We start from the raw sequence: 23,467 nt of genomic DNA, 5'->3' as shown, positions 1-23,467 counted from the left end.
AGGCCATGCGGGGCTACGGGTAATCCTCGGCCGCGTCCCCCCGCAGGATCCTGGCCAGGTCCTTCCACCAGGATGGGACATCGGCCTGTAGTTCGGCGTATCGACGCGCCACCCGGATGGCGCATCCGCCGGGGTCGGTGCCCAGGTGACGGCGTTTCACCGGCCCCTCCTGCCAACGGTAGAAACCATCGCGGAAGCGGATGACCAGCCCTATCCAGACCGACAGGATCCCGTCGTCCCCGACCTCGTAGACGCCGGTGACACCGAGGTCCCCCAGCTCGGCGCGGAGCCGGTCTATCTCCCCGCGCGGCCCGTTCACCCGCCACCTCCCGGGCCGGGCGGCGGGAGCGGTCGGCCGGGGGCGGGGCCGCCGTCCGGCGGGGCGGGCAGGCCGGGACGGGAGGGGGCGGGCAGGCCAGGACGGGAGACCGAAAGCGACATACTGTAATGATGCGGTTCCGTCCTGTCGCCGGACAGTGGTTCGCCGCTATTGGTCTGGAGCCTCTGGCGCCCGGTGGCGACCACCGTGAAGTGCCGGGCCGAGGCGGAGAACGACCGCTGTGGCGCCGGCGACGGTCCGCGCGGCGGCGTACGGCACGGCGGGCTCTCCGGGGACCTTGCCACGCCACGGTCACAGACCTCTCCGAGGGCCCGGCGACGCGAGGGTCACAGGTCGTTGCAAGGGCCCGGCGACGCGAGGATCAGAGGTGCCGGCGTTGGTGGCGCCCTCCACGACGGCGGGTCCGGCCCGGGTGGCCGCGCCGCCGCCCGCAAACACCCGCGAGACGCCTCGCGGGGCCTACGCGGCCTGCCGCTGCGCGGGCAGCCGGAACTCGCCCTCCTCGATGGCGTAGTCCTCGAGCATCGTCCGGAGCTGGCGACGGCCGCGGTGCAGACGCGACATGACCGTGCCGATGGGGGTGCCCATCCGCTCGGCGATCTCCTTGTAGGCGAAGCCCTCCACGTCGGCCAGGTAGACGGCCACCCGGAAGTCCTCGGGCAGGGCGCGCAGGGCGTTCATCACCGCACTGTCGGGCAGCTGCTCCAGCGCCTCGGTCTCGGCGGACTTGAGCCCGGAGGACATGTGGGACTCGGCGGCGGCGAGCTGCCAGTCCTCGATCTCCTCGGTGGCCGAGAGCTTGGGCGAGCGCTGCTTCTTGCGGTAGTCGTTGATGAAGTTGTTGGTGAGGATCCGGTGCAGCCACGCCTTGAGGTTGGTGCCCTCGCGGAACTGGTGGTAGGAGGTGAACGCCTTGGTCACCGTCTCCTGCACCAGGTCCTCGGCGTCGGCGGAGTTACGGGTCAAACGCATCGCGGACGCGTAGAGCTGGTTGGTGACCGGTACAACGTCGCGCTCGAACCAGTCCTGGCGCTGCTCTTCGGTCATCGTGATCACGTCATCCCCCTCTTGCTATTCCCTCACTCACCGTCCGGTGCAGGCGCGACGCACCTTCCCCCACGGCTTACGGCATGCTCGCACGCACGTGGTAAAGGTGCCGTTAAGAGTGATCGTGCCTGCTCAGGGGGTTCATCAGTGGCTGTGCCAGTGGCGGGTGCGACACGCCCTACAGCCGGACAAGTCTCATTATCGTAACATCCCTCCTTCAATTTGACTGAACATGTGTCTATCATCACATAACCGCAGCTAGCGATACCTTTAGCCCTATGAAATACGTGGATCGACACGACCCCGAGACCCGGACCTGGGTGGCCGAGGCCATCCGCCGAGTCGAGGCCGACGCCCATAGAAGCTGCGACACTCATCTCCACGTCTTTCCGCTTCCCTCGCGGTGGGGGGTAAACCTCTACCTGAAGGACGAGTCGGTCCACCCGACCGGTTCGCTCAAACACCGGCTCGCGCGCTCTCTTTTCCTGTACGGCCTGGCCAACGGCTGGATCGGTCCCAGAACCACGGTCGTCGAGGCCTCCAGCGGCTCCACCGCGGTGAGCGAGGCGTACTTCGCCCGGCTCATCGGCCTGCCGTTCATCGCGGTGATGCCCGCCTCGACCTCGCGCGAGAAGATCTCGCTGATCGAGTTCTACGGTGGCAAATGTCACCTGGTGGACGACCCTGGAACGATCTACGAGGAGTCCCACCGGCTGGCCGTCGAGACCGGCGGCCACTTCATGGACCAGTTCACCTACGCCGAGCGGGCCACCGACTGGCGCGGCAACAACAACATCGCCGAGAGCATCTTCAGCCAGATGGAGATGGAGCCCCACCCCGAGCCCGCCTGGATCGTGGTCGGCGCCGGCACCGGCGGCACCTCCTCCACCATCGGCCGTTACATCCGCTACCGGCGCTACGCCACCCGGCTGGCCGTGGTCGACCCCGAGGGTTCGGCGTTCTACTCCTCCTGGTGCTCCGGCGACGCCACGGCCACCGCCCCCGGCTCCCGCATCGAGGGCATCGGCCGCCCCCGGGTGGAGCCGTCCTTCATGCCCACCGTGATCGACCGCATGCTCCAGGTCCCCGACGCCCTCTCCGTCGCGGCCATGCGCTGGGTCCGCGAGGTCACCGGCCGCGACGTCGGCGGCTCCACCGGGACCAACGTGGCGGCGGCCGTACAGCTCCTGCGGGAGATGCGCGAGGCGGGCGAGCAGGGCAGCGTCGTCACCCTGATCTGCGACGGCGGCGAGCGCTACCGGGACACCTACGACAACGACGCCTGGCTCGCCGGACACGGCCTGGACATCGAGCCCCACCTGGTGGGGCTGAGGTCCTTCCTCACCGAGCCCTGACCTCCGCTCCCACCCGACCAGAATTTCCTTTTGGGGCTAAGGTTTGGACGCTAATGTGAGCACCACTTGCATCGATCTTGAAGAACTCGCGAGGAGGGGCATATGACGACGCCCTACGGTGACTTCGGGCGGAGCGGCGACCCTGAGGTCGACCGGCTGCTGGAGGGCTTCGGCAAGCTCTCCAAGCAGTACGAGAAGATGATCGACGAACTCTCCGAGGCGAACGGGCAGGGAGAGGCCGCCGACGGTCTGGTCCGGGTCGAGGTCGGCCCCGAGGGCTCGCTGATCGGCGTGAAGATCGACCCGCGGGCCATGCGTCTGGGCTCCGAGGCGCTGGCGGACGCGATCATGGAGGCCGCCACGAAGGCGCAGACCCGGGCCACCGAGCGCCTGAGCGAGGTGATGTCGCCGCTGACCAACCAGCTGGACGGCTTCAACCACTCGGTGCAGGACCGGTTGCCGCGCATGGGGCTGACCCCCCGCATCGACTCCGATCCGCAGATCGCCGAGGCGCTGCGCGAGCTGCAGAAGATCCGCTCCGAGTACGAAGGCCGGTGATCCGGTGGACCGCACGGCCTGCCGTGCGGTCCACCGGGGCCGATCCCGCGTCCCGCCTGAGATCGGCGGGGCGCCGGGCGGGCCCGGGCGGGTCAGACGTAGGACCAGCCCTCGTCGCCGGAGCGCTGGACGCTGCCGCGCTTGATGTCGTCGAAGTCCGTCTTGCTCGCGTCGCCCGGCAGGCCGCCGCTGTCGAGGTTGACCTGGGGCTGCGGGAACTGGTTGTCGGCGCTCGTCAGTCCGACCAGGTCTCCGAGGCTGAACAGGACGGTCGCGCTGATGCCGACGACCGCGGTGATCGTCCCACCCATGAGGAACAGGGCGGAAGACTGCTTCGTGGCGGTCGCCTTGGCCTGGATCCCCATCCCCCGCACCTTGACCTCGCCGCCCTTGATCATCGCACTCATCTTGAGGGCGGCGGTGGCGGGGTCGCCGGCGGGCATGGAGTTGGCCCGGGCGATCAGCACGTCGCCCGCGGCCTCCACCCGGTACCCGAACAGCTGCATGATCTCCGAGGAGATCATGATGGCCAGCAGGGAGTCGATGAAGAGGCCGCAGGTGTTGACGATGCGGTTGACGTTGGACTGGGCGCTCTGCACCGCGCCGGCCATCTGTCCGGCGGCGGTCTCGAACTGCTGGACCTCGTGGTAGACGATCTGCATGAACTTGTCGAAGGCACGGCGGTCGGCGCCCTCGGGCCAGGCCGCCTGGATCTTGGCGAGCTTCTGGTCCCACTCCCTGGTCCTGAGATGCAGGACCTTGAGGTTCACCGTGCGCCAGTCGTTCCACGCCTTGGAGATCGCGTCGTCGTCCCAGGGCTGGGCGAGCGCCCAGATGGCCGCCGCCCCGATGGCCGGCGCCGCCAGCTTCCCGGCCAGGTCGATCTTCTTCATGGTGGCCGCCCAGTTCGGCGCGATCCGGCCCAGGGCCAGCATCCCACCGATGACCCCGAGCTCCGAGGCGCCCAGTACCCCGAGTTCTTCACCTGGCATGCGACACCCCGTCTAGTCCGTGAGTCCCTGGTTCTTCTTCTTCGCTTCCTCAAGGAAGGACCTGTTCGTCTCCAGCCTCGCCTGAAGATCGATGATCTTCTCGGTCTCGTTGCTCTGCTTCGCGGAGGCGAGGTTGGCCTCCATGTAGTGGATCACCACGCTGAGCAGGCCGGCCTTGATGCCGTTGAGGGAGTTGACGAAGCCGTCGGCCTGCTTGGTCTGGTATTCCTGGGCCGGGTTGTAGTTGTTGGCCACCGTGACCGCCCCGATGGGGCCCCACGCCAGCGGACTCAGATGGGTCCCGTCGGCGAGGGTTTTGACGCTCTCCGCGATGGGGAGCAGCGCGTCGACGAACTCCTTGGCAGCCTTCTCCAGCGCCTTCGAATCGACTTCGACCATCCCGCCCCCGCTTCCCGATGCGACGCATGTGAACGATGTGACGATGTGCCGGGAACGAGTAAATCAGGATCAACAACGGTACGGCAAACAAATGGTGATCTTCGGTGAACACCTCACAAATAGGGACAGATCGCGGTGAGGCGGAAGGAAGCCGGCCCCTGCTCAGGGGCCATGGAAAAGGCCCGGCGCCCCACGAAGGGGCGCCGGGCCGGTGACCGGACAGGCGTCAGGCGGCCTTGGCCGGGTCTACCTCGAAGAACCCCGCGAGGTCGTCGAGGATGGCGTGGGCGCCCTGGATGCCGACGGCGCTCATCCAGGTGACGTCGGCCACGTCGTGCTTGGTGCCCTTGAGCTTGCCCCAGAGCGGGTTGGCCTCGAACTTCTTCTTGATCGGCTCGACCGCCGGGTCGGAGTAGGCCGCGACGAAGATGTGGTCGGCGTCGAGCTGGGAGATGTTCTCCTGGCTGATGTTCACGGCGATCGTGTCGGTGGCGGTCGGCTGGCCCTCGGGGCGGGGGAAGCCGACGTCCTTCAGCACCAGGCCGGAGTAGGAGTTCTCCACGTAGAGGCGGACGGTCGGCTCACCGGCGAAGCGGACGACGGAGACGGTGGGCAGCTCGCCGTCCTTGGCCTTGATCGACTCGCCGATCTTGGCGGCCCGGTCCTGGTAGGTCTTGATCGTCTGCTCGGCGAGGTCCTCCTTGCCCAGGGCCTGACCCATGAGCTTGAGGTTCTCCTTCCAGATGGCGCCCGTGGTCTCACTGAACACCGTCGGTGCGATCTTCGAGAGCTTGTCGTAGAGTGCCTCATGCCGGACCTTGGCCGAGACGATCAGGTCGGGCTTGAGCGCGATGATCTGCTCCAGGCTCGGCTGCTCCAGGGTGCCGACCGACTTGGCCTCCTTGGCGTGGCCGAGCACCGGGGCCAGATAGTCGGGGAGCTTCTCGTCGATCGTCCGGTAGCTGGTGAAGCCGACGACGTCGGTCTCCAGGGTCAGCACCGCGTCCACGAAACTCTGGTCGAGGGCCACCACCCGCTTGGGCTGGGCCGCGATCTGGGTCTCACCCATGGCGTGCTTGACCGTGCGGGGGAAGGCGGCCGCGTCGCTCGCCGCCGGGGCCGGAGCCGTCTGACCGGCGTCCGCCGTGGTGGTGGTCGATCCACAGGCGGCGAGGCCAAGGGAGAGTACGGCTCCCGCCACGCCCACGGTCAAGACCCGCAACGCTCTCATCGAACAGCTTCCCTTCAAGGTAAGGCCAACCTAATTTAGCTTAGCCATACCTAAAACTGACATACTCATGCGGGGTCCGGCAAATGAGAGGAGCAGAGGTGAGCACAGCGGTAGCCGCCGCACGGCCGCCGTCGCCCGGAAGGCTCCGGGCGGTCCACCGGCACCGCCTGCTTGTGCTGGTCGGGCTGTTCGGCGCCCTGGCGGTGACGGTCGTGCTGAGCGTCACGATCGGCGCGAAGCCGGTCCCGCTGGATGAGGTGTGGCACGCGCTGACCGGGCCGACCGGCACCGAGAACGACATCGTCATCCGCTCGCTGCGCATCCCCCGGACCGCCGTCGGCGTCCTGGCCGGGGTCGCGCTCGGCGTCGCGGGCGCGCTCATGCAGGGCCACACCCGCAACCCGCTGGCCGACCCCGGCCTGCTCGGCGTCACCCAGGGCGCGGCGTTCGCGATGGTGCTCAGCATCATGGTGCTCGGCGTCACCAATCTGTACGGCTACATCTGGTTCGGCCTGGCCGGGGCCCTGATCGCCAGCGTGGGGGTCTTCGCCCTCGGCATGGCCGGCGGCCGCGGCAGCCCCACCCCGGTGACCCTGGCCCTGGCCGGCACCGCGGTCAGCGCCTTCCTCTACGCCCTCACCTCGGCCCTGGTCCTGATGGACGAGCAGGCCATGGACGTCTTCCGCTTCTGGCAGGCGGGCTCGATCGCGGGCCGGGGCGGTGACGTCGTCTGGCAGGTGCTGCCGTTCATCGCCACCGGCCTGCTGCTGGCGATGGTCAACACACCCGGCCTCAACGCCCTGTCCCTCGGCGAGGACGTCGCCCGCGCCCTCGGCCAGAACGTCACCCTGACCCGCGTCGTCGGCGTGGCCGCCATCACCCTGCTCAGCGGGGCCTCGGTCGCGGCCTGCGGCGCGCTGGCCTTCCTCGGCCTGATGGTCCCCCACCTGGCCCGCCCGCTGTCCGGGCCGGACCACCGCTGGCTGCTGCCGTACTCCGGGCTGATCGGCGCCGCCGCCCTGCTCTTCGCCGACGTGATCGGCCGGGTGGTCGCCCGCCCCGGCGAGCTGGAGGTCGGCGTCGTGCTCGCCCTCATCGGCGCCCCGTTCTTCGTCTTCCTGGTCCGCCGCAGAAAGCCGGTCCGCCTGTGACCTCCTCCCCCACCCGGCCGCCGCGTGAGCGCCCGGTACGGCTCGCGCACGAGCGGCCGCTGCGGATCGGCTCCGCGTCCTGGCTGCTGCGCCTGCGCTCCGCCGTCGTGGCCCTGATCCTGCTGGCCGCCGCGGTGCTGCTGATGGCGCTCGGCATGCGCATCGGCGACATCCCGATGAGCGTCCCGCAGGTCTTCCAGGCGGTCACCGGCGACGGCCCGGACCACTTCGTCGTGATGGAACTCCGGCTCCCCCGGGCCCTGACCGGCGTCCTCGTCGGCGCGGCCCTCGCCCTGGCCGGCGCGATCACCCAGGCCATCGCCCGCAATCCGCTGGCCAGCCCCGACATCCTCGGCGTCACCACCGGATCCAGTGTGACCGTCGTCGCGATCATCGTGGCCGCCGGGAGCACCGCGGGCGGCGCCAGCGGTGCCCTGGCCGAGGTGGGCATCCCCCTCATGGCCCTGCTCGGCGGCCTGGTCGGGGCGTTGACGGTCTACCTGCTGGCCTGGCGCAAGGGACTGGACGGCTACCGCCTGGTGCTGGTCGGCATCGGCGTCTCGGCGGTGTTCACCAACGTCAAATACTGGCTGCTGACCGTCGGGGACGTCACCGACAGCAGCCGGGCCATGGTCTGGATCAGCGGCTCGCTGAACGGCCGGGGCTGGGAGCACGTGCTCCCGGTCGCGATCGCGCTCGCCGTGCTCATCCCGCCGACCCTGGTCGGCACCCGCTCGCTCGGCGCGCTGCGCTTCGGCGACGACACCGTGACCGGTCTGGGCATCCGGATGAACCTCGCCAGGGGCCTGATGATCCTCGCCGCCGTCCTGCTCGCCGCGGTGGCCACCGCCGCCGCCGGGCCCATCTCGTTCGTCGCCCTGGCCGCCCCGCAGATCGCGCTGCGCCTGGCCGGGGTGGCCCAGCCGCCACTGGTCGTCTCGGCCCTCGCCGGAGCCGTCCTGACCGCCGCGGCCGACCTGATCGCGCGGACCCTGTTCAGCCCCGCGGAGCTGCCGGTGGGCGTGGTCACCGCGGTCCTCGGCGCCCCCTATCTGATCTATCTCCTGATCCGTGTGCGCAAGGAGGGACGCTCGTGAGACTGCAGGCCGTCGACGTAAGGCTCGGGTACGGCGATCGCGTCATCGTCGACGGGCTCGATCTCGGGATCGAGGCCGGGACCGTGACCACGATCATCGGGCCGAACGGGTGTGGCAAGTCAACGCTGCTGCGCGCGCTCGGACGGCTGCTCAGGCCCTCGGGCGGCGAGGTGCTGCTGGACGGCAAGCGCATCGACAGGATGCCGACCAAGGAGGTCGCCAAGGTCCTCGGCGTGCTGCCGCAGGCTCCGAGCGCGCCGGAGGGGCTGACGGTGGCCGACCTGGTGGCCAGGGGGCGGCACCCGCACCAGACGTGGTACCGGCAGTGGTCCTCCGACGACGAGTCGGCGGTCAGCGAGGCGCTGTCCATGACCGGCCTGCTCGACCTGGGGGAGCGCCCGCTGGACGAGCTGTCCGGCGGGCAGCGCCAGCGCGCGTGGATCTCGATGGCCCTGGCCCAGGGCACCGACCTGCTCCTGCTCGACGAGCCGACGACCTTCCTCGACCTGGCCCACCAGGTCGAGGTCCTGGAGCTGGTCCGCAGGCTCCACCGCGAGCTCGGCCGCACGGTGGTGATGGTCCTGCACGACCTCAACCTCGCCGCCCGCTACGCCGACCGCCTGGTCGCCATGCGCGGAGGCAGGGTCGTCGCCGCCGGGCCGCCGCACGAGGTCCTCACCGAGCCCCTCCTCGCGGAGGTCTTCGACCTGGACGCCAAGGTGATCGAGGATCCGGTGGCCGGGACCCCGCTGGTCGTCCCGGTCGGCGTGCGGCACTGATCGGCGCACGGCGTCGACCGGCTACCGGCTTACGGCGTCGACCGGCGCACGGCGTTGATCGGCTTACAGCGTTGACCGGCGTACGGCGCCGGAGACGTCCGCAGAACATACGGTGCCGGAGCCGCCCGCTGGGGAGGCTTCACGGGCGGGCGCGCGGAGGCCTCCGCCCGGAGGGCGCCCCCGCGGCACGGGGGCGCCCTCCGGGCGGAGGTGATCAGTCTCCGAGGAGCGTGTCGACGAAGACCTCGGCGTCGAACGGGGCCAGGTCGTCGGGGCCCTCGCCGAGGCCGACGAGCTTGACCGGGACGCCCAGCTCGCGCTGGACGGAGATGATGATGCCGCCCTTGGCGGTGCCGTCGAGCTTGGTCAGGGCGATGCCGGTGACGTCCACGACCTCGGCGAACACCCGGGCCTGGCGCATGCCGTTCTGGCCGGTGGTGGCGTCGAGGACGAGCAGGACCTCGTCCACCGTGGCCTTCTTCTCGATGACGCGCTTGACCTTGCCGAGCTCGTCCATCAGGCCGGTCTTGGTGTGCAGCCGCCCGGCGGTGTCCACGATCACCACGTCGACCTTGTCCTCGATGCCCTTGGCTACGGCGTCGAAGGCGATCGAGGCGGGGTCGCCGCCCTCCGGGCCGCGCACGACCTCGGCCCCGACCCGGTCTCCCCAGGTCTGGAGCTGGTCGGCGGCGGCGGCGCGGAAGGTGTCGGCCGCGCCGAGCACGACCTTGTTGCCGTCACCGATCAGGGAGCGGGCCAGCTTGCCGGTGGTGGTGGTCTTGCCGGTGCCGTTGACGCCGACCACGAGCACCACGGCCGGGCGCTCGCCGTGCGCCCTGACGTGCAGGGTGCGGTCCAGGTCGACGCCGAGCTGGGTGAGCAGCTCCTCCTTGAGCAGGGCGCGCACCTCCTGCGGCGTCCGGCTGCCCAGCACCTTCACGCGGGTGCGCAGCTCCTCGACCATCGCCCGGGTGGGCGCGACGCCGACATCGGCGGTGATCAGGGTCTCCTCGATCTCGTCCCAGGTGTCGTCGTCGAGACGGTCGCGGGAGAGCAGCTCCAGGAGCCCCTTGCCGAGGGTGCTCTGCGAGCGGGCCAGCCTGGCGCGCAGCCGTACCATCCGGCCGGCGGACGGCGGCGGGATCTCGATGACCGGGCCGGCGACCACGGGCTCGGCCGGCTTGACCGGCGGGGGCGGGAGAGTGGTGGTCGCCGCGTCGTCATCGGTGGCTCCCCTGGGGGGCGCCTGCTCCCCTTCCTTGGGGATCGGCAGCACCTGCGGCGGCTCGGCGGGCGGAGCCACCTTGCCCCCAGGCCGCTTGAACAGCAGCAACATGCCGCCTGCCGCCAGTAGGGCGATGACGACAACGATCGCGATTATGCCGAAGGGTTCCACAAGACCACAGTTTTCCAGACGGCCCGGGATGCTCCGACCCCCTGGGGGTCAGACGGACTCGTGTTCTCTCAGCCGCTGACTGATGACCTGGGTGACGCCGTCACCCCGCATCGACACGCCGTACAGGGCATCGGCGATCTCCATCGTGCGCTTCTGGTGGGTGATGATGATGATCTGTGACGTCTGTCGCAGTTCTTCGAACAGGGTCAGCAGGCGCTGGGTGTTGGTGTCGTCCAGCGCGGCCTCCACCTCGTCCATCACGTAGAACGGCGAGGGTCGCGCCTTGAAGATGGAGACGAGGAAGGCGACGGCGGTCAGCGACCGCTCGCCGCCGGACAGCAGCGACAGCCGCTTGACCTTCTTGCCCGGCGGCCGGGCCTCGACCTCGACGCCGGTGGTCAGCATGTTCTCCGGATCGGTGAGCAGCAGCCTGCCCTCACCGCCGGGGAACACCCGCGTGAAGATCGTCTCGAACTCGCGGGCCACATCGTGGTAGGCGGCGGTGAAGACCTGCTCGACCCGGTCGTCCACCTCCTTGACCACGAGCAGCAGGTCGCGCCGGGTCTTCTTCAGGTCCTCCAGCTGCGAGCTGAGGAAGGCGTGCCGCTCCTCCAGCGCCGCGAACTCCTCCAGCGCGAGCGGGTTGACCTTGCCGAGCTGGGCCATCTGCCGGTCGGCCGCCTTGGCCCGCTTCTGCTGCTCCTCCCGGACGTAGGGCACCGGATCGCCGTCCACCGTGGGGACCGGCTCGTCCGGGCCGTATTCGGCGACGAGCGTGTGAGCCTCGACGCCGAACTCCTCCACCGCCCGCGCCTCCAGCTGCTCAAGGCGCATCCGCTGCTCGGTCCTGGCCACCTCGCTGCCGTGCGCCCGGTTGACCAGCTTGTCCAGCTCCCCGGACAGCTCGCGGACCCGGAGCCGGACGGACTTGAGCGAGGCGTCGATCTGCCCGCGCGCCTGCTCGGCCTCGTCCCGCTCGGCCGCGGCGCCGGCCAGGGATGCCTCCAGCGACCGCAGCGTCAGCTCGGTCCCCCGGACCACCGCCTGGGCCACCTGCGCCTGCCTGCGCCGCCGCTCCCGCAGGACGGCGGCCCTGGAGCGCTCCTCGCGCTCCCGCTCGGCCGCGCGCATCAGCCCGTCGGCCCTGCCCTCCAGACCCCTGACCCGCTCCTCTGCCGTCCGTACGGCCAGGCGGGCCTCCATCTCGGCCTGCCGGGCCGCCGCGCAGACCTCGGCGAGCTCGTCACGGATCTCGGTGCCGGGCTCGGTCTCCAGCCCCTCGGCGGCCTCGGCGGCGGCGAGCCGCTCCTCAAGCTCGGCCAGCCCGGCCGCGTCCTGGTCACGTGCCTCCCGCGCCGCACGCACGCCCCCGGCCAGCCGCTCGCACTCGTCCCTGGCGGCCTGCGCCGCCGCGCCGAGCTGGGCCAGCCGCCTGGCCGCCGCGGCGGCCTGCTGGTCGGCGTCGCGCTGCCGGGCCCGGAGCTGGTCCAGGGCGGCCTGCGCCGCGTTGACCCCGGCCTGCGCGGTCTGCACGCCCGTCTGCGCCTCGGCCACGCCCGCCTGGGCGGCCTCGACCGCGAGCTGCGCCTCCCCCTCCGCCTCGGCGGCCTCCTCCAGCGCCGTCGCCGCCTGCTCGGCGGCCACCCTGGCCGTGGACAGGTCGGCGACGGCCTCGTCGAGCGCGGCCCGCACCTGGAGGGCCGAGGCGCCGCCGGTCGAGCCGCCCCGGGCCGCGTAAGTGCCCAGGAGGTCACCGGAGCGGGTGACGGCCCGCAGCTCCGGCCGCTGGTCGACCGCCTTCCTGGCGGTCGCCAGATCGTCGACGACGAGCACGCCCCCCAGCAGGTGGGCGGCGGCGGCCCGCAGCTCCGGCGGGACGGTGACCAGGTCGACCGCCCATTCGGCGCCGGCCACCGGCACGGGGCCCGCCGGGCTCTGCGCCCCGTCCGCGGCGATGACCAGGGACGCCTGGCCGCCACCCGCGCTCCGCAGGAAGTCGATGGCGTCGGCCGCGCTCTGCAGGGACTCCACGGCGACGGCCTCGGCGGCCGCGCCCAGAACGGTGGCGACGGCCACCTCGGCGCCCGGCCGGACGGCCAGCATGGCGGCCACCGGGCCGAGCACCCCCGCCAGGTCGGCCGCGAGCAGCGCCGCGCCGCCGTCGGCGCCTCTGGCCAGGCTCAACTCCAGCGCCTCGAACCTGGCCTCCAGCGCGGCGACCTGGCGCTGCGCCTCCTGGTCGGCGCGGCGCGCCGTGGTCAGGGCGGCCCTGGCCGCGCCGAGGCCGGCGTCCGGGCCCGCGACGGCCGACTTGGCCTCCTCCACCACGGCCCTGGCCTGGTCGACGGCCTGCCTGGCCTGGTCGACGGTCTCCAGGGCGATCTCCAGCTCCTCGGTGAGGGCGGGGTCGGCGGCCGGGTCGGCCTGCTCCTGGCTGTCGTGCTCAGCCTGGGCGCGTTCGGCGCGCTGCTCGGCCTCCTCCAGGGAGCGAGCCAGCCGGCCGATCTCCTCCTCGGCGGCCCCGGCCCGGCTGCGCGCGGCGCCGACCTGGCCCCGGAGCCTGGCCAGCCCTTCGCGCCGGTCGGCGGCCGCCCTGGCCGCGGCGGCCAACCGCCGCTCCTCGGCCGCGAGCGCGCCCTCGGTCTCGGCGCGCTCGGCCACGGCCCTGGCGAGGGTCTCCTGCTCCTCGGCGAGCAGCTCGGCGAGGACCCGCTCCTGCTCCCGGACCTCCTCGGCCTCGCGCTCGAAGTCCTCCGGGTCACGCCCACGCCGTTCCACGGCGGTGTCGGTGGCGTGACGGTGCCGCTCGGCGGCGAGCCCGGCCAGGCCCCTGAGGCGCTCGCGGAGCGAGGAGAGGCGGAAGTAGGTCTCCTGCGCGGCGGCCAGGCGCGGCTGGGCCTCGGCCTCGGCGGCCTCCAGCTCGGTCTCGGCGAGCTGGCCCTGCTCCAGCTCGGCCTCCACCGCCGTACGGCGGGCGAGGACGGCGGCCTCGTCGGCCGTCTCCCGCTCCAGCGTGGTCCGCAGGGTGAGCACGTCGTCGGCGAGCAGCCGGAGCCGGGCGTCGCGGAGGTCGGCCTGGATGACGGCGGCCTTGCGGGCGATCTCGGCCTGGCGGCCCAACGGCTTGAGCTGGCGGCGCAGCTCGGTGGCGAGGTCCTGGACGCGGGTCAGGTTGGCCTGCATCGCGTCGAGCTTGCGCAGCGCCTTCTCCTTGCGCTTGCGGTGCTTCAGGACGCCCGCCGCCTCCTCGATGAACGCCCGGCGGTCCTCGGGGCCGGCGTGCAGCACCTGGTCGAGCTGGCCCTGCCCGACGATGACGTGCATCTCGCGGCCGATGCCCGAGTCCGACAGCAGCTCCTGGATGTCGAGCAGGCGGCAGGTGTCGCCGTTGATGGCGTATTCGCTCTGCCCCGCCCGGAACATCAGGCGGCTGATCGTGACCTCGGTGTAGTCGATGGGCAGCGCGCCGTCGGTGTTGTCGATGGTGAGGGTGACCTCGGCGCGGCCCAGCGGGGCCCGCGAGGAGGTCCCGGCGAAGATGACGTCCTCCATCTTCCCGCCGCGCAGCGACTTCGCGCTGTGCTCGCCCATGACCCAGGCCAGGGCGTCGACCACGTTGGACTTGCCGGACCCGTTGGGGCCGACGACCGCGGTGATGCCCGGCTCGAAACGGAGGGTGGTGGCCGAGGCGAAGGACTTGAACCCGCGCAGGGTGAGGGTCTTCAGATACATGCAGGAACCCCCCATTCCCCGGTGCGCTCACCTCGGCCGCGGCGTCGGGCGTCACGGCTCGGGCGCCGGCGGCCGGGATCCTCCCCCGTCGCACAGCCGGTCCGCCCGCCTGGGAAGACTACCGTTCTTCACCCGCGCCCGCCTGTACACCGCCTGGGTCCCCGCGCGGACACGGCCCCGCACCGCGCGTGGCGCCCCGCACGGACGGATGGACCCGGTCCGCCGCCAAGGGCGAGATCTTCGGCGGGTGGCCGTGGGCATGGGTCGGCCGCCAAGGGTGAGGACCCCCGGCGGGCGCCTGCGGGCATGACGGACCGCTACCGAAGGCGGGATCCCTGGCGGGCGCCTGCGGGTATGGGCCGGCCGCCGCCGAGGGCGAGATCCCTGGCGGATGGCTGGATACGCGGCCTACCGCCGCCGGAGGCTCCCGGGGCGGTCCGCTCTCTCCTCGCACCGCGTGGGAGGCCGTGGGTGACGGCTCCCCGGTGACGACGGATATGACAAGGGACGCCCCGGAGAGGCGTCCCTGGACAGTGTGTTCGTCCCGGCCCCTTAGGTGAGGGCCGGCTCACGATCCTGCAGGCGGGTGAACGCCTCATCACGGGTGCTGGCCGCGAGTTCGTCGTTCTGGGCCTGGAGCCGGGTGAGCTCTGCCTCGAGATCACGGATACGCTGCTGGAGACGGCGCATTTCCGAGACCATACGAGGGTCAGGACCGCCGACGTGGCCGAGTAGAGCCTTCGCCATGGTTAAGGGTCCTCCACGCTGAGTGACCAGACTGGTTCGCGCACTTCTTGCCGCGGGAGGGGTGCGCGTGGTTCTTATCAAGAGTCGCACTGGTGAGGGAGACGGTCAAGTTGAACGCTCCGCTCGGATGCACCTGTGGGCACTCCCGACGGTAAAATATACCCCATTTTGGGGAGTTAAAGGAACGGTTAGCGCTCCACAAAACCAGTGGATCCTCCCTTCGCCTCGCTCCAGCGTTCGACGACCCCGTCGACGCGGCCCGGCGTGTCGCCGCCACGGAGCAGTTCCAGCAGTCTGACGCAGGACTCCTCCGAACCCTCCGCCACGACCTCCACCCGCCCGTCGGCGGTGTTCCGCGCCCAGCCGACCAGGCCGAGCTCCAGCGCCCGTGCCCGCGTCCACCAGCGGAAACCCACGCCCTGCACCCGGCCCCGGGCCCAGGCGGTCAACCGGACCTCCGTCATGACCGGGCCTTCCTCGGACGGGGCTGGCAGCGGGGGCAGCTGTAGGAGGAGCGGTTCATGAACGACTCCCTGATGATCGGAGTGCCGCACCTCCGGCAGGGCTCGTCCCGCCTGCCGTACACCGCGAGCGAGCGGTCGAAGTAACCGCTCTCGCCATTGACATTCACGTAGAGACTGTCGAAGGATGTGCCGCCCTCCGACAGCGCCGCGGCCATCACCTCACGGGCGGCGCCCAGCAGCTCGGCGATCTTGGGCCGGGTCAGCGCCCCGGTGGGCCGGGCACCGTGCAGCCGGGCCCGCCAGAGCGCCTCGTCGGCGTAGATGTTGCCGACGCCACTGATCAGCGACTGGTCCAGGAGCGCCCGCTTGATCTCGGTCTGCCTGGCCCGCAGCCGGCGGCCGAACAGCTCCTCGTCGAAGTGCTCCTCGAACGGGTCGGCCGCGATGTGCGTGATCGGCTCCGGCACGGGACGGCCGCCGGCCTGGACCAGCACGGTCAACAGCACGTGGCCGAAGGTCCGCTGGTCGACGAAGCGCAGGTCGGGACCGCCGTCGGTGAAGCCGATCCGGACGCGCAGGTGCTTCTCCAGGGCCGCGCCGGGCTCCACCACCAGCAGCTGGCCGCTCATCCCCAGATGCGCCAGGATCGCGTCGGAGCCGCCGTCCAGGGGGAGCCAGAGGTATTTGCCCCGGCGCTCGGCCGGGCCTATCACCCGGCCCTTCAGACGGGCGGAGAACTCCTCGGCGCCGGGGAGGTGCCGCCGGATCGCCCGCGGGTGCAGCACCTCGGCGTGGGCGACCACCCGCCCGGACACCCAGCGCTCCAGACCTCGCCGGACGACCTCGACCTCGGGCAGCTCGGGCATGCGCCCCTCCTTGAACGGCTCAGCTGGCTTCGCGCTTGTCCCGGTCCTGGCGGATCCGGTTCCAGGCCGCCTCCGCGGCCTGCTGCTCGGCCTCCTTCTTCGACCGGCCGGAGCCGGAGCCGTACTCCTCGCCGCCGAGACGGACGACGGCGGTGAAGGACTTGGCGTGGTCGGGGCCGCTCTCCTCGACGTGGTATTCGGGCACGCCGAGCGACTCGGAGGCGGTGAGCTCCTGGAGCGAGGTCTTCCAGTCGAGTCCGGCGCCCAGCGAGGCCGAGCGGGTGATGAGGGGGTCGAAGAGCAGGTGGACCACGCGGAACGCCTCGTCCAGCCCCCTGTTGACGTAGACCGAGCCGATGAGCGCCTCAAGGGTGTCGGCGAGGATCGAGGACTTGTCGCGGCCCCCGGTGCCCTCCTCGCCCCGGCCCAGCCGCAGGAACCGGCCCAGGCCCAGCGTGCGGGCCACGTCGGCGAGGGCGCGCATGTTGACCACCGCGGCCCTGAGCTTGGCGAGCTGCCCCTCGGGCAGGTCCGGGTGGTTGCGGTAGAGGGTGTCGGTGACCACCAGGCCCAGCACCGAGTCGCCGAGGAACTCCAGGCGCTCGTTGGTGGGCAGGCCGCCGTTCTCGTAGGCGTAGGAGCGGTGCGTCATCGCCCGCTCCAGGATCGCGACGTCCAGCCGGACCGAGAGGACCCGCTCCAGCTCGTCCCTGACGGACTCGACGGCAACTGGCTTAACGCTCGTACCCACGTCTTCTCCTCGCACGTTTCTCGTTCGAATGCGCGATGGCGAAGGGGGACGAGAGATGCCCGAAGACGTGGTGGGCGCCGGGAGGGTACGCGTCATCGCGGACCCCGGCGTCCACCACAGCCGCGGGCGGACCGCCATCGCATTGGTGTGCAGACGGTTACGCCGGCCGGACCGGAGGGCCCGGCCGGCGTCCGTCGGTCAGCATGCGATCAGGCGGAGGGCTCGATCACCTGACGGCGGTTGTAAGTGCCGCAGGTCGGGCACGCCACGTGCGGACGCTTCGGCGAGCGGCACTGGGGGCAGCTCACGAGCGAGACCGCGGCGGCCTTCCACTGCGACCTGCGGGAGCGAGTGTTGCTCCGCGACATCTTGCGCTTGGGGACAGCCACGTCAGCTCTCCTGATCGTTGTTATGTTCCGGAATCAGACCTTGCAGCTTGGCCCAGCGTGCGTCGATCACCTCGTGCCCGTGGTCAGGCTCGGCATCCGCGAGCCTGACCCCGCATTCCGTACAGAGCCCCGCGCAGTCTTCACTGCAGACCGGGCTCAGCGGCAGTGTGAGCACCACCGCGTCACGGAACGTGGGTTCAAGATCGAGCAGTTCACCGTCGAGGATCGAGTCACCCTCGGCGGCATCCTCCGCCGAGTAGAAGAACAGCTCCTGGAAGCTCACCTCGGTATCCGAGATGACCGGCTCCAGGCACCGCGCGCACTCCCCCCGCAGCGGGGCTTGCGCCGTGCCCGTGACGAGCACGCCTTCCATGACCGCCTCAAGCCGGATCTCCAGCTCGACATCGGCGTCCTTGGGGACACCGATCATCTCAACGCCGATCTCCGCCGGTGCCGGGAGAGTGCGGGTGATCCGGAGCATCGAACCCGGTCGCCTGCCCAGATCGTGGGTGGATATCACCCAGGGGGCTCGAGGATCGAGGCTGTGCAGAGTCATTCCGCTCTCATCAGGCATGGCGAATCAACGCCGTTGTGCAAGGCCAAAACAAGAGAATACCAGGAGCTAACCCCTGAGCCGTTCGACCAGAAGCTCCTGCACGAGGTCCGGGACCAGGCCGGCCACGCTCCCACCGTATCGGACGATCTCCTTGATGCGGCTGGAGGACAGGAAGGACACCTCCGGGCCGGTGGCCATGAACAGCGTCTCGACCCCCGACATCCGGTAGTTGAGCTGGGCCATCTGGAGCTCGTAGTCGAAGTCGCTGACGGCGCGCAGGCCCTTGACGATCGCGGGGATCTCCTGCTGCTTGCAGTAGTCCACCAGCAGGCCGTGGAACTTGTCCACGCGGACGTTGCCGTACTCCTTGGTGACGGTCTGGAGCATCTCGATGCGCTCCTCGACCGTGAACAGGCTCTTCTTCTCGATGTTGATCAGGACGGCTACGACGACCTCGTCGTACTGCCGGGAGGCCCGGCCGATGATGTCCAGATGGCCGTTGGTAACGGGATCGAACGATCCCGGACAGACAACGCGACGCAAGGCGAACCCCCTGCTCTATGGATTCCCGGCGGCGCGACCGTACCAAACGGACGCTTCGCCGTAACGACGGACCCTCTCCTCTTCGTATCCGGTGGGCCACACCAGGTCCTTCCCCCGGCTCTCCCGCTCCACCGCGATCAGCGCGTCCTGCGCGAGCCAGCCGCGATCTCGCAGCTGCCCGAGCACCGCCTCCACCGCCCCGTCGGTCATCACGTAGGGCGGATCGGCGAAGACGAGGTCGTAGGGCTCCTCGGTGCCCCGCTCCAGCACCCGCTCGACCCGGTCGGCGGCGAGCACGGCCCCCGGGAGCCCGAGGGTCGTGATGTTCGCCCTGATCGTCCGGACCGCCTTGGCGTCGGACTCCACCAGCAGCGCGTGGGCCGCCCCCCGGGACAGCGCCTCCAGCCCGACCGCGCCGGAGCCGGCGTAGAGGTCCAGCACCCTCGCCCCGTCCAGCGCGCCGAGCAGCGACCCCACCGTGGAGAAGATGCCCTCCCGGGCCCGGTCACTCGTGGGGCGGGTCCCCCGCCCCGGCGGCACGGCCAGCCGCCGCCCCCCTGCGCTCCCCGCGATGACTCGACTCACCCGCCCATTGTCTCAGTGCCGGATGTCACCCCTCGTCCCACAATCTTGGCCAACGGCCCGTCCCGGCAGCCCGGCGTGTCGCGGCGGATCGCATAACCGCAGGTCAAAAGGGTCTGGGGAGGTGATCTAGGTCAAGAGTGGGCAAGGAGTGGCGACGAAAGCGCAAGGGTCGTTCCACCCGGTCCCGACGCCTTGCATGATGAGTCGTGCGGCCTCCAAGTGACCCAGGGGGAGGCCGACCGGCGTGATCGTGAGCCCTTCCGCACGCCGGTGCTCTCGGCACCTGACCCGAGAGTGGGCCCAGGCGGGGACGGCATTCGGGGGGAGGCCGTCCCCGCAGTTGGGCGTCCGCCCCACATCCCGCCGCACCGCCGGCGGCCCCCTTCCGATCCTCAGGTCTTCTCGAGATATTCCGCGCGCTCGTCGGCCAGGAGCCTGTCGATCTCCATCCGGAGGACGGGGTGCCCCGCCAGGTCGGGGTCGGCCGTCAGCATGGCCTCGGCGTCCTGGCGGGCGGCGTGGATGACGTCCTCGTCACGCAGGAGCTGGAGCATCTTCAGCGACGACCTGCGGCCCGACTGGGCCACGCCCAGCACGTCGCCCTCGCGGCGCTGCTCCAGGTCGACCCGGGACAGCTCGAAGCCGTCGAGGGTCGCCGCCACGGCGTCGAGCCGCTGGCGGGCCGGGGTGCCGCCCAGGGAGTCGGTCACCAGCAGGCACAGGCCGGGCAGTCCGCCACGGCCGACCCGGCCGCGGAGCTGGTGCAGCTGGGAGACGCCGAACCGGTCGGCGTCCATGATGACCATGACCGAGGAGTTGGGGACGTCGACGCCGACCTCGATGACCGTGGTCGCCACCAGGACGTCGACCTCGCCCCGGGTGAAGGCCCGCATCACGGCGTCTTTCTCCTCCGGCGGCAGCTTGCCGTGGAGCACCGCCGTGCGCAGGCCCCGCAGCGGACCCTCCGACAGCATCTCGGCCACCTCCAGCACCGCCAGCGGCGGGCGCCGCTCGTCGTCGTCCTTCGACAGGTCGCCCTCGTCCCCCTCCAGGTCGCCGATGCGCGGGCAGACGATGTATGCCTGCCGGCCGAGCTCGACCTCCTCGCGCAGCCGCGTCCAGGTGCGGTCCAGGAAGTGCGGCTTCTCGGCGGCGGGCACCACGTGCGTGGTGATCGGGGCGCGCCCGGAGGGGAGCTGGGAGAGCGTGGAGACCGTGAGGTCGCCGAAGACCGTCATGGCGACCGTGCGCGGGATCGGGGTGGCGGTCATGACCAGCACGTGCGGACGCCCGCCGCCGGCCTTCTCGCGGAGCGCGTCGCGCTGCTCGACACCGAAGCGGTGCTGCTCGTCCACCACGACCAGACCGAGGTCGGCGAACTGCACGCGCTCCTGGAGCACCGCGTGGGTGCCGACCACGATCCCGGCGGTGCCCGAGGCCGCGTCGAGCATGGCCGAGCGGCGGGCCGCCGCGCCCAGCGAGCCCGTCAGCAGGGCGACCGCGGTGCCGCCGAACATGCCGCCGGCGGCCAGGTCGCCGAGCATGGCCGAGATCGACCGGTGGTGCTGCTGGGCGAGCACCTCGGTGGGCGCCAGCAGCACGGCCTGCCCTCCGGCGTCGACCACCTGGAGCATGGCCCGCAGCGCGACGACGGTCTTGCCCGCGCCCACCTCGCCCTGCAGCAGCCGGTGCATGGGATGGGCGAGGGCCAGGTCGGCCGCGATCTCCTCCCCCACGCTCTGCTGCCCCTCGGTGAGCTGGAACGGCAGGCGCCCGTCGAAGTCGGCCAGCAGCCCGTCGCCGCGCCCGGGCCGGGGCGTGGCGGGCCAGGAGGCGGCGGCCATCCGGCGCTGCAGCAGCACGGCCTGGAGCAGGAACGCCTCGTCGAACTTGAGCCGTTTGCGGGCCCGGGTCACGTCGCCGTGATCGCGCGGCCGGTGGATCGCCAGGAGCGCCTCGGCCAGGCCGGGCAGCTTGTGCCGGGCCCGCAGCTCGGCCGGGAGCGGGTCGTCAAGGGGGCCCATGGTGTCGAGGACGACCCCCAGCGCCCGGCGGATCGCCCAGGGCGTCACGTCCTTGCCCGCCGGGTAGATCGGCACCAGCGCGGCGGCGAACTCCTCGGCTCCGGCCTCGCTCTCGTCGAACATCTCGAACTCGGGGTGGGACAGCTGCCACCTGCGCTTGTCGCCCTGTCCGAACGCGCCGACCTTCCCCGCGAACATGCCCCGCCTGCCCGGCCGCAGCCGTGTCTCGGCGATGTGGGAGGCCTTGCCGAAGAACGACAGGTAGATCCGGCTGCGCCGGCCGTCGACGACCTCGACCTCCAGCCAGGTGCCGCCCTTGTTGCGCATCGGCTTGCGCATGGCCCTGGTGACCTCGCCCACCACGGTGACGTGCTCGTCGACCTGCAGGTCGTCGAGATCGGTCAGCTCGCCGCGCTCGGCGTAACGCCGGGGGTAGTGCCGCAGCAGGTCGCCGACGGTGCGCAGGTCGAGGACGCTCTCCAGCAGCTTGGCCGTCTTGGGGTCCAGTGCCTTCGCCAGCGGCTCGTCAAAGCTCGTCACCCCAAGTTTCTACCGCGTCCGGGCGACAGAATTCACGCGGCGCCCCTTGCCCGCTCACCACCCGTCACCGGCCGCGCCGCACCGCCTCCGCCCCGGCCGCGCCGCACCGCCTCCGCCCGGTCCGTCACCGCACCGTCTCCGCCCGGTCCGTCACCGGCCGCGCCGCACCGCACCGTCCCGGCCCGTCACCGGCCCGCCGTACCGTCCCCCGACCGCCCGCCTCCCCGGCCGCCGCGGCGCCGGGCTCACTCGACGCCGATGAGCAATGGGTAGCCGCCCTGCCCGCCCTCGTACAGGACGACCTCGACGTCGGGCCTGGTCGCGGCCAGATGGTCCTGTACGGCCCGCGCCAGCCCCTCCGGCGCGTTGACGCCCTGGAGCATGGTCACCAGCTCACTGCTCGCCGACACCATGCGGCGGGTGATCTCAAGGGCGGTGTCCACGAGGCCGGTGCCGATCACGGCGGCGTCGCCGTCGATCACGCCCAGGACGTCTCCCGGCACGGTCAGGCCCGCGCTCGTCATCACCTCCCGGTCGGCCACCCAGACGTGCCCGTGGCGGGTGTGCGCGGCCGCCTCGGTCATGGCCACCACGTCGTCGTCGAAGCGCCTCAGCGGGTCGTGGACGGCCAGCGCCGCCAGACCCTGCACCGAGGCCCTGGTGGGCAGCACGCTGACCACCAGCCCCTCCTCACGGGCGATCTCGGCGGCGGCCGCCGCGACCTCGCGGGTCCCGCTGTCGTTGGGCAGCACCACGACCTCCGTGCCGGCCTCGCGGATCGCGGCCAGCACCGCCGCCAGGGGCGGGCTGGAGCCGGGCTCCCGGCGGACCACCACCGCCCCCGACTGCTCGAACACGGCGCCCAGCGCGGGCCCGGCGGCCACGGCCACCACGCCCCGCCCCCGGGCCGCCGGGTGGGTCCGGCCGGAGCCGACCAGGTAGGTCACCTTGATCCGGTGGGGCCGGCCCACCCGCATGGCCGCCTCGATCGCCGCCCCCGCGTCGTCCACGTGGACGTGCACGTTCCACAGGCCGTCGCCGCCCACGACCACCAGGGAGTCGCCGAGCGCGTCCAGCTCGCCGCGGAGCGCGCCGACCGCGGCCTCGTCCGCGTCGAGCAGATACATGACCTCGTAGCCGGGGCCCTCCCCCACCTCCGGGGCGACCCTGTGGGCCGGCGCCGGGATGTCGACCCGCCCGGTGTAGGAGTCGGTGACCACCGCGGCGAGGCTCTCCAGGATGATCGCCAGCCCGGCCCCGCCCGCGTCCACCACACCGCTGCGGGCGAGCACGTCGAGCTGGTCCGGGGTGCGGCGGAGCGCCGAGCGCGCCTCGTCGGCCGCCCTCCTGGCCACCGAGGCGAGGTCTCCCGTCAAGCCGCGCACGGCCCCGGCGACCGCGGTCAGCACGCTGAGGACCGTGCCCTCGACCGGCCTGGCCACCGCGCCGCGGGCCAGCTCGGCGGCTCTGACCAGCCCGCGCCCGAGATCGGCGCCCCGCCCCTCGGCCGCCCTGAGCACCTCGGCGAGGCCGCGCAGCGCCTGACTGACGATCACTCCGGAGTTGCCGCGGGCGCCGAGCAGCGCGCCCTGCGCGAGCGTCTGCCAGGTGGTCGCCGCGTCGGCGTCGCCGGGCAGCCCGTCGAGCGCCTCGGCCGCGGAGAGCATGGTCAGGTGCAGGTTGGTGCCGGTGTCGCCGTCGGGCACGGGGAAGACGTTGAGCGCGTCGATCTCCTCGCGCGCCTTCCCCAGCGTCTCGGCGGCCAGCCGTGACCACCGCCGGACCGCCGGCGGGTCGAGAACCTGCAGCATGCCTGCCCTCCACCCTTCCGGTATGCGCTACGGTTGCTCTGGAGATTATCCCCGTTCGGCCAGTCATGGCGGCCCGTGTTGGCATGCAGGGCCGGACATCGGATACCCTCGTGT

The 23,467-nt window shown here is 71.6% G+C and carries 22 protein-coding genes; 5 read left to right on the top strand and 17 right to left on the bottom strand.

All coding sequences use genetic code 11. The annotated features are described in order from the left end of the window. Nucleotides 1–13: 13 nt before the first annotated feature. A complete protein-coding gene (locus ACZ6R6_RS34635; protein WP_470100548.1) occupies nucleotides 14–319 on the bottom strand; it encodes a hypothetical protein in 306 nt (101 codons plus the stop codon). Nucleotides 320–799: 480 nt separating this feature from the next. Next, a complete protein-coding gene (locus ACZ6R6_RS34630) occupies nucleotides 800–1,387 on the bottom strand; it encodes a sigma-70 family RNA polymerase sigma factor (RefSeq protein WP_043657805.1) in 588 nt (195 codons plus the stop codon). A gap of 278 nt (nucleotides 1,388–1,665) precedes the next feature. Between ACZ6R6_RS34630 and ACZ6R6_RS34625 the strand changes: the two genes are divergently transcribed. Further along, entirely contained in the window at nucleotides 1,666–2,742 is a 1,077-nt protein-coding gene (locus ACZ6R6_RS34625) for a PLP-dependent cysteine synthase family protein (RefSeq protein ID WP_470100546.1), read from the top strand. 102 nt (nucleotides 2,743–2,844) lie between these two features. After that, entirely contained in the window at nucleotides 2,845–3,300 is a 456-nt protein-coding gene (locus tag ACZ6R6_RS34620; protein ID WP_470100544.1) for a YbaB/EbfC family nucleoid-associated protein, read from the top strand. A 92-nt stretch (nucleotides 3,301–3,392) separates the two neighbouring features. On the opposite strand, the gene ACZ6R6_RS34615 is transcribed toward ACZ6R6_RS34620, so the two are convergent. The 3 genes from ACZ6R6_RS34615 to ACZ6R6_RS34605 all read right to left on the bottom strand — a co-directional run bounded on the left by ACZ6R6_RS34615 (nucleotide 3,393) and on the right by ACZ6R6_RS34605 (nucleotide 5,922). Continuing rightward, entirely contained in the window at nucleotides 3,393–4,292 is a 900-nt protein-coding gene (locus ACZ6R6_RS34615) for a hypothetical protein (protein WP_470100542.1), read from the bottom strand. A gap of 12 nt (nucleotides 4,293–4,304) precedes the next feature. Next, on the bottom strand, nucleotides 4,305–4,691 hold the full coding sequence (locus ACZ6R6_RS34610; RefSeq protein WP_470100540.1) for a hypothetical protein: 387 nt from the start codon (nucleotides 4,689–4,691) through the stop codon (nucleotides 4,305–4,307). 226 nt (nucleotides 4,692–4,917) lie between these two features. Then, nucleotides 4,918–5,922: an ABC transporter substrate-binding protein gene (locus ACZ6R6_RS34605; protein ID WP_470100538.1), complete on the bottom strand. Its 1,005-nt coding sequence runs from the start codon at nucleotides 5,920–5,922 to the stop codon at nucleotides 4,918–4,920. A gap of 98 nt (nucleotides 5,923–6,020) precedes the next feature. Here ACZ6R6_RS34605 and ACZ6R6_RS34600 point away from each other — a divergent pair, with 98 nt between their 5' ends. From ACZ6R6_RS34600 to ACZ6R6_RS34590, 3 genes are read left to right on the top strand one after another with little or no spacing between them, the layout of a single operon-like run. Next, complete coding sequence (locus tag ACZ6R6_RS34600; RefSeq protein ID WP_470100536.1) at nucleotides 6,021–7,073, top strand: FecCD family ABC transporter permease; 1,053 nt, start codon at nucleotides 6,021–6,023, stop codon at nucleotides 7,071–7,073. Beyond that, nucleotides 7,070–8,170: a FecCD family ABC transporter permease gene (locus ACZ6R6_RS34595; protein WP_470100534.1), complete on the top strand. Its 1,101-nt coding sequence runs from the start codon at nucleotides 7,070–7,072 to the stop codon at nucleotides 8,168–8,170. Before ACZ6R6_RS34600 ends, ACZ6R6_RS34595 begins: the two co-directional genes overlap by 4 nt. Continuing rightward, nucleotides 8,167–8,949 carry an ABC transporter ATP-binding protein gene (locus ACZ6R6_RS34590; protein ID WP_470100532.1) on the top strand — a complete coding sequence of 261 codons (783 nt, stop codon included), beginning with the start codon at nucleotides 8,167–8,169 and terminating at the stop codon, nucleotides 8,947–8,949. The genes ACZ6R6_RS34595 and ACZ6R6_RS34590 overlap by 4 nt, the downstream gene beginning before the upstream one ends. A 214-nt stretch (nucleotides 8,950–9,163) precedes the next feature. On the opposite strand, the gene ftsY is transcribed toward ACZ6R6_RS34590, so the two are convergent. The 12 genes from ftsY to ACZ6R6_RS34530 all read right to left on the bottom strand — a co-directional run bounded on the left by ftsY (nucleotide 9,164) and on the right by ACZ6R6_RS34530 (nucleotide 23,353). Then, nucleotides 9,164–10,285 carry a signal recognition particle-docking protein FtsY gene (ftsY, locus tag ACZ6R6_RS34585; RefSeq protein ID WP_470100587.1) on the bottom strand — a complete coding sequence of 374 codons (1,122 nt, stop codon included), beginning with the start codon at nucleotides 10,283–10,285 and terminating at the stop codon, nucleotides 9,164–9,166. Between the two features lie 108 nt (nucleotides 10,286–10,393). Beyond that, nucleotides 10,394–14,077 carry a chromosome segregation protein SMC gene (gene smc / locus ACZ6R6_RS34580; protein WP_470100530.1) on the bottom strand — a complete coding sequence of 1,228 codons (3,684 nt, stop codon included), beginning with the start codon at nucleotides 14,075–14,077 and terminating at the stop codon, nucleotides 10,394–10,396. 552 nt (nucleotides 14,078–14,629) lie between these two features. Further along, nucleotides 14,630–14,824, bottom strand: coding sequence for a hypothetical protein (locus ACZ6R6_RS34575; RefSeq protein WP_012894377.1), 195 nt, complete (start codon nucleotides 14,822–14,824; stop codon nucleotides 14,630–14,632). A 188-nt stretch (nucleotides 14,825–15,012) separates the two neighbouring features. Then, on the bottom strand, nucleotides 15,013–15,288 hold the full coding sequence (locus ACZ6R6_RS34570; RefSeq protein WP_470100528.1) for an acylphosphatase: 276 nt from the start codon (nucleotides 15,286–15,288) through the stop codon (nucleotides 15,013–15,015). Beyond that, nucleotides 15,285–16,154: a bifunctional DNA-formamidopyrimidine glycosylase/DNA-(apurinic or apyrimidinic site) lyase gene (gene mutM, locus ACZ6R6_RS34565; protein WP_470100526.1), complete on the bottom strand. Its 870-nt coding sequence runs from the start codon at nucleotides 16,152–16,154 to the stop codon at nucleotides 15,285–15,287. The genes ACZ6R6_RS34570 and mutM overlap by 4 nt, the downstream gene beginning before the upstream one ends. A gap of 19 nt (nucleotides 16,155–16,173) precedes the next feature. Next, nucleotides 16,174–16,857 carry a ribonuclease III gene (gene rnc / locus ACZ6R6_RS34560; protein ID WP_306875551.1) on the bottom strand — a complete coding sequence of 228 codons (684 nt, stop codon included), beginning with the start codon at nucleotides 16,855–16,857 and terminating at the stop codon, nucleotides 16,174–16,176. Nucleotides 16,858–17,114: 257 nt separating this feature from the next. After that, on the bottom strand, nucleotides 17,115–17,294 hold the full coding sequence (gene rpmF, locus ACZ6R6_RS34555; RefSeq protein WP_012894381.1) for a 50S ribosomal protein L32: 180 nt from the start codon (nucleotides 17,292–17,294) through the stop codon (nucleotides 17,115–17,117). 1 nt (nucleotide 17,295) lies between these two features. Next, nucleotides 17,296–17,850 carry a YceD family protein gene (locus ACZ6R6_RS34550; RefSeq protein WP_470100524.1) on the bottom strand — a complete coding sequence of 185 codons (555 nt, stop codon included), beginning with the start codon at nucleotides 17,848–17,850 and terminating at the stop codon, nucleotides 17,296–17,298. 66 nt (nucleotides 17,851–17,916) lie between these two features. Beyond that, nucleotides 17,917–18,393, bottom strand: a complete 477-nt coding sequence (coaD, locus tag ACZ6R6_RS34545) for a pantetheine-phosphate adenylyltransferase (RefSeq protein ID WP_031158615.1) — start codon at nucleotides 18,391–18,393, stop codon at nucleotides 17,917–17,919. Nucleotides 18,394–18,408: 15 nt separating this feature from the next. Then, nucleotides 18,409–18,978, bottom strand: a complete 570-nt coding sequence (gene rsmD, locus ACZ6R6_RS34540; protein WP_470100521.1) for a 16S rRNA (guanine(966)-N(2))-methyltransferase RsmD — start codon at nucleotides 18,976–18,978, stop codon at nucleotides 18,409–18,411. Between the two features lie 392 nt (nucleotides 18,979–19,370). Then, on the bottom strand, nucleotides 19,371–21,542 hold the full coding sequence (recG, locus tag ACZ6R6_RS34535) for an ATP-dependent DNA helicase RecG (protein WP_470100519.1): 2,172 nt from the start codon (nucleotides 21,540–21,542) through the stop codon (nucleotides 19,371–19,373). A gap of 245 nt (nucleotides 21,543–21,787) precedes the next feature. Continuing rightward, nucleotides 21,788–23,353 (bottom strand): DAK2 domain-containing protein, encoded by a 1,566-nt coding sequence (locus ACZ6R6_RS34530; protein ID WP_470100517.1) that lies wholly within the window; start codon nucleotides 23,351–23,353, stop codon nucleotides 21,788–21,790. Nucleotides 23,354–23,467: the final 114 nt, after the last annotated feature.

The organism is Streptosporangium sp. NPDC048886 (assembly GCF_055586905.1).
Note: the sequence above shows the minus strand (reverse complement) of the source record. Positions and strands in the feature narration are given on the sequence as shown.

What these genes read in the sequence shown, in the direction of transcription:
- ACZ6R6_RS34630 (WP_043657805.1), bottom strand. Translation starts at nt 1,387, where the DNA reads ATGACCGAAGAGCAGCGCCAGGACTGGTTCGAGCGCGACGTTGTACCG.
- ACZ6R6_RS34625 (WP_470100546.1), top strand. Translation starts at nt 1,666, where the DNA reads ATGAAATACGTGGATCGACACGACCCCGAGACCCGGACCTGGGTGGCC.
- ACZ6R6_RS34530 (WP_470100517.1), bottom strand. Translation starts at nt 23,353, where the DNA reads ATGCTGCAGGTTCTCGACCCGCCGGCGGTCCGGCGGTGGTCACGGCTG.
- smc (WP_470100530.1), bottom strand. Translation starts at nt 14,077, where the DNA reads ATGTATCTGAAGACCCTCACCCTGCGCGGGTTCAAGTCCTTCGCCTCG.
- ACZ6R6_RS34605 (WP_470100538.1), bottom strand. Translation starts at nt 5,922, where the DNA reads ATGAGAGCGTTGCGGGTCTTGACCGTGGGCGTGGCGGGAGCCGTACTC.
- ftsY (WP_470100587.1), bottom strand. Translation starts at nt 10,285, where the DNA reads ATGTTGCTGCTGTTCAAGCGGCCTGGGGGCAAGGTGGCTCCGCCCGCC.
- ACZ6R6_RS34550 (WP_470100524.1), bottom strand. Translation starts at nt 17,850, where the DNA reads ATGACTCTGCACAGCCTCGATCCTCGAGCCCCCTGGGTGATATCCACC.
- mutM (WP_470100526.1), bottom strand. Translation starts at nt 16,154, where the DNA reads ATGCCCGAGCTGCCCGAGGTCGAGGTCGTCCGGCGAGGTCTGGAGCGC.
- ACZ6R6_RS34620 (WP_470100544.1), top strand. Translation starts at nt 2,845, where the DNA reads ATGACGACGCCCTACGGTGACTTCGGGCGGAGCGGCGACCCTGAGGTC.
- ACZ6R6_RS34575 (WP_012894377.1), bottom strand. Translation starts at nt 14,824, where the DNA reads ATGGCGAAGGCTCTACTCGGCCACGTCGGCGGTCCTGACCCTCGTATG.
- ACZ6R6_RS34610 (WP_470100540.1), bottom strand. Translation starts at nt 4,691, where the DNA reads ATGGTCGAAGTCGATTCGAAGGCGCTGGAGAAGGCTGCCAAGGAGTTC.
- ACZ6R6_RS34570 (WP_470100528.1), bottom strand. Translation starts at nt 15,288, where the DNA reads ATGACGGAGGTCCGGTTGACCGCCTGGGCCCGGGGCCGGGTGCAGGGC.
- ACZ6R6_RS34615 (WP_470100542.1), bottom strand. Translation starts at nt 4,292, where the DNA reads ATGCCAGGTGAAGAACTCGGGGTACTGGGCGCCTCGGAGCTCGGGGTC.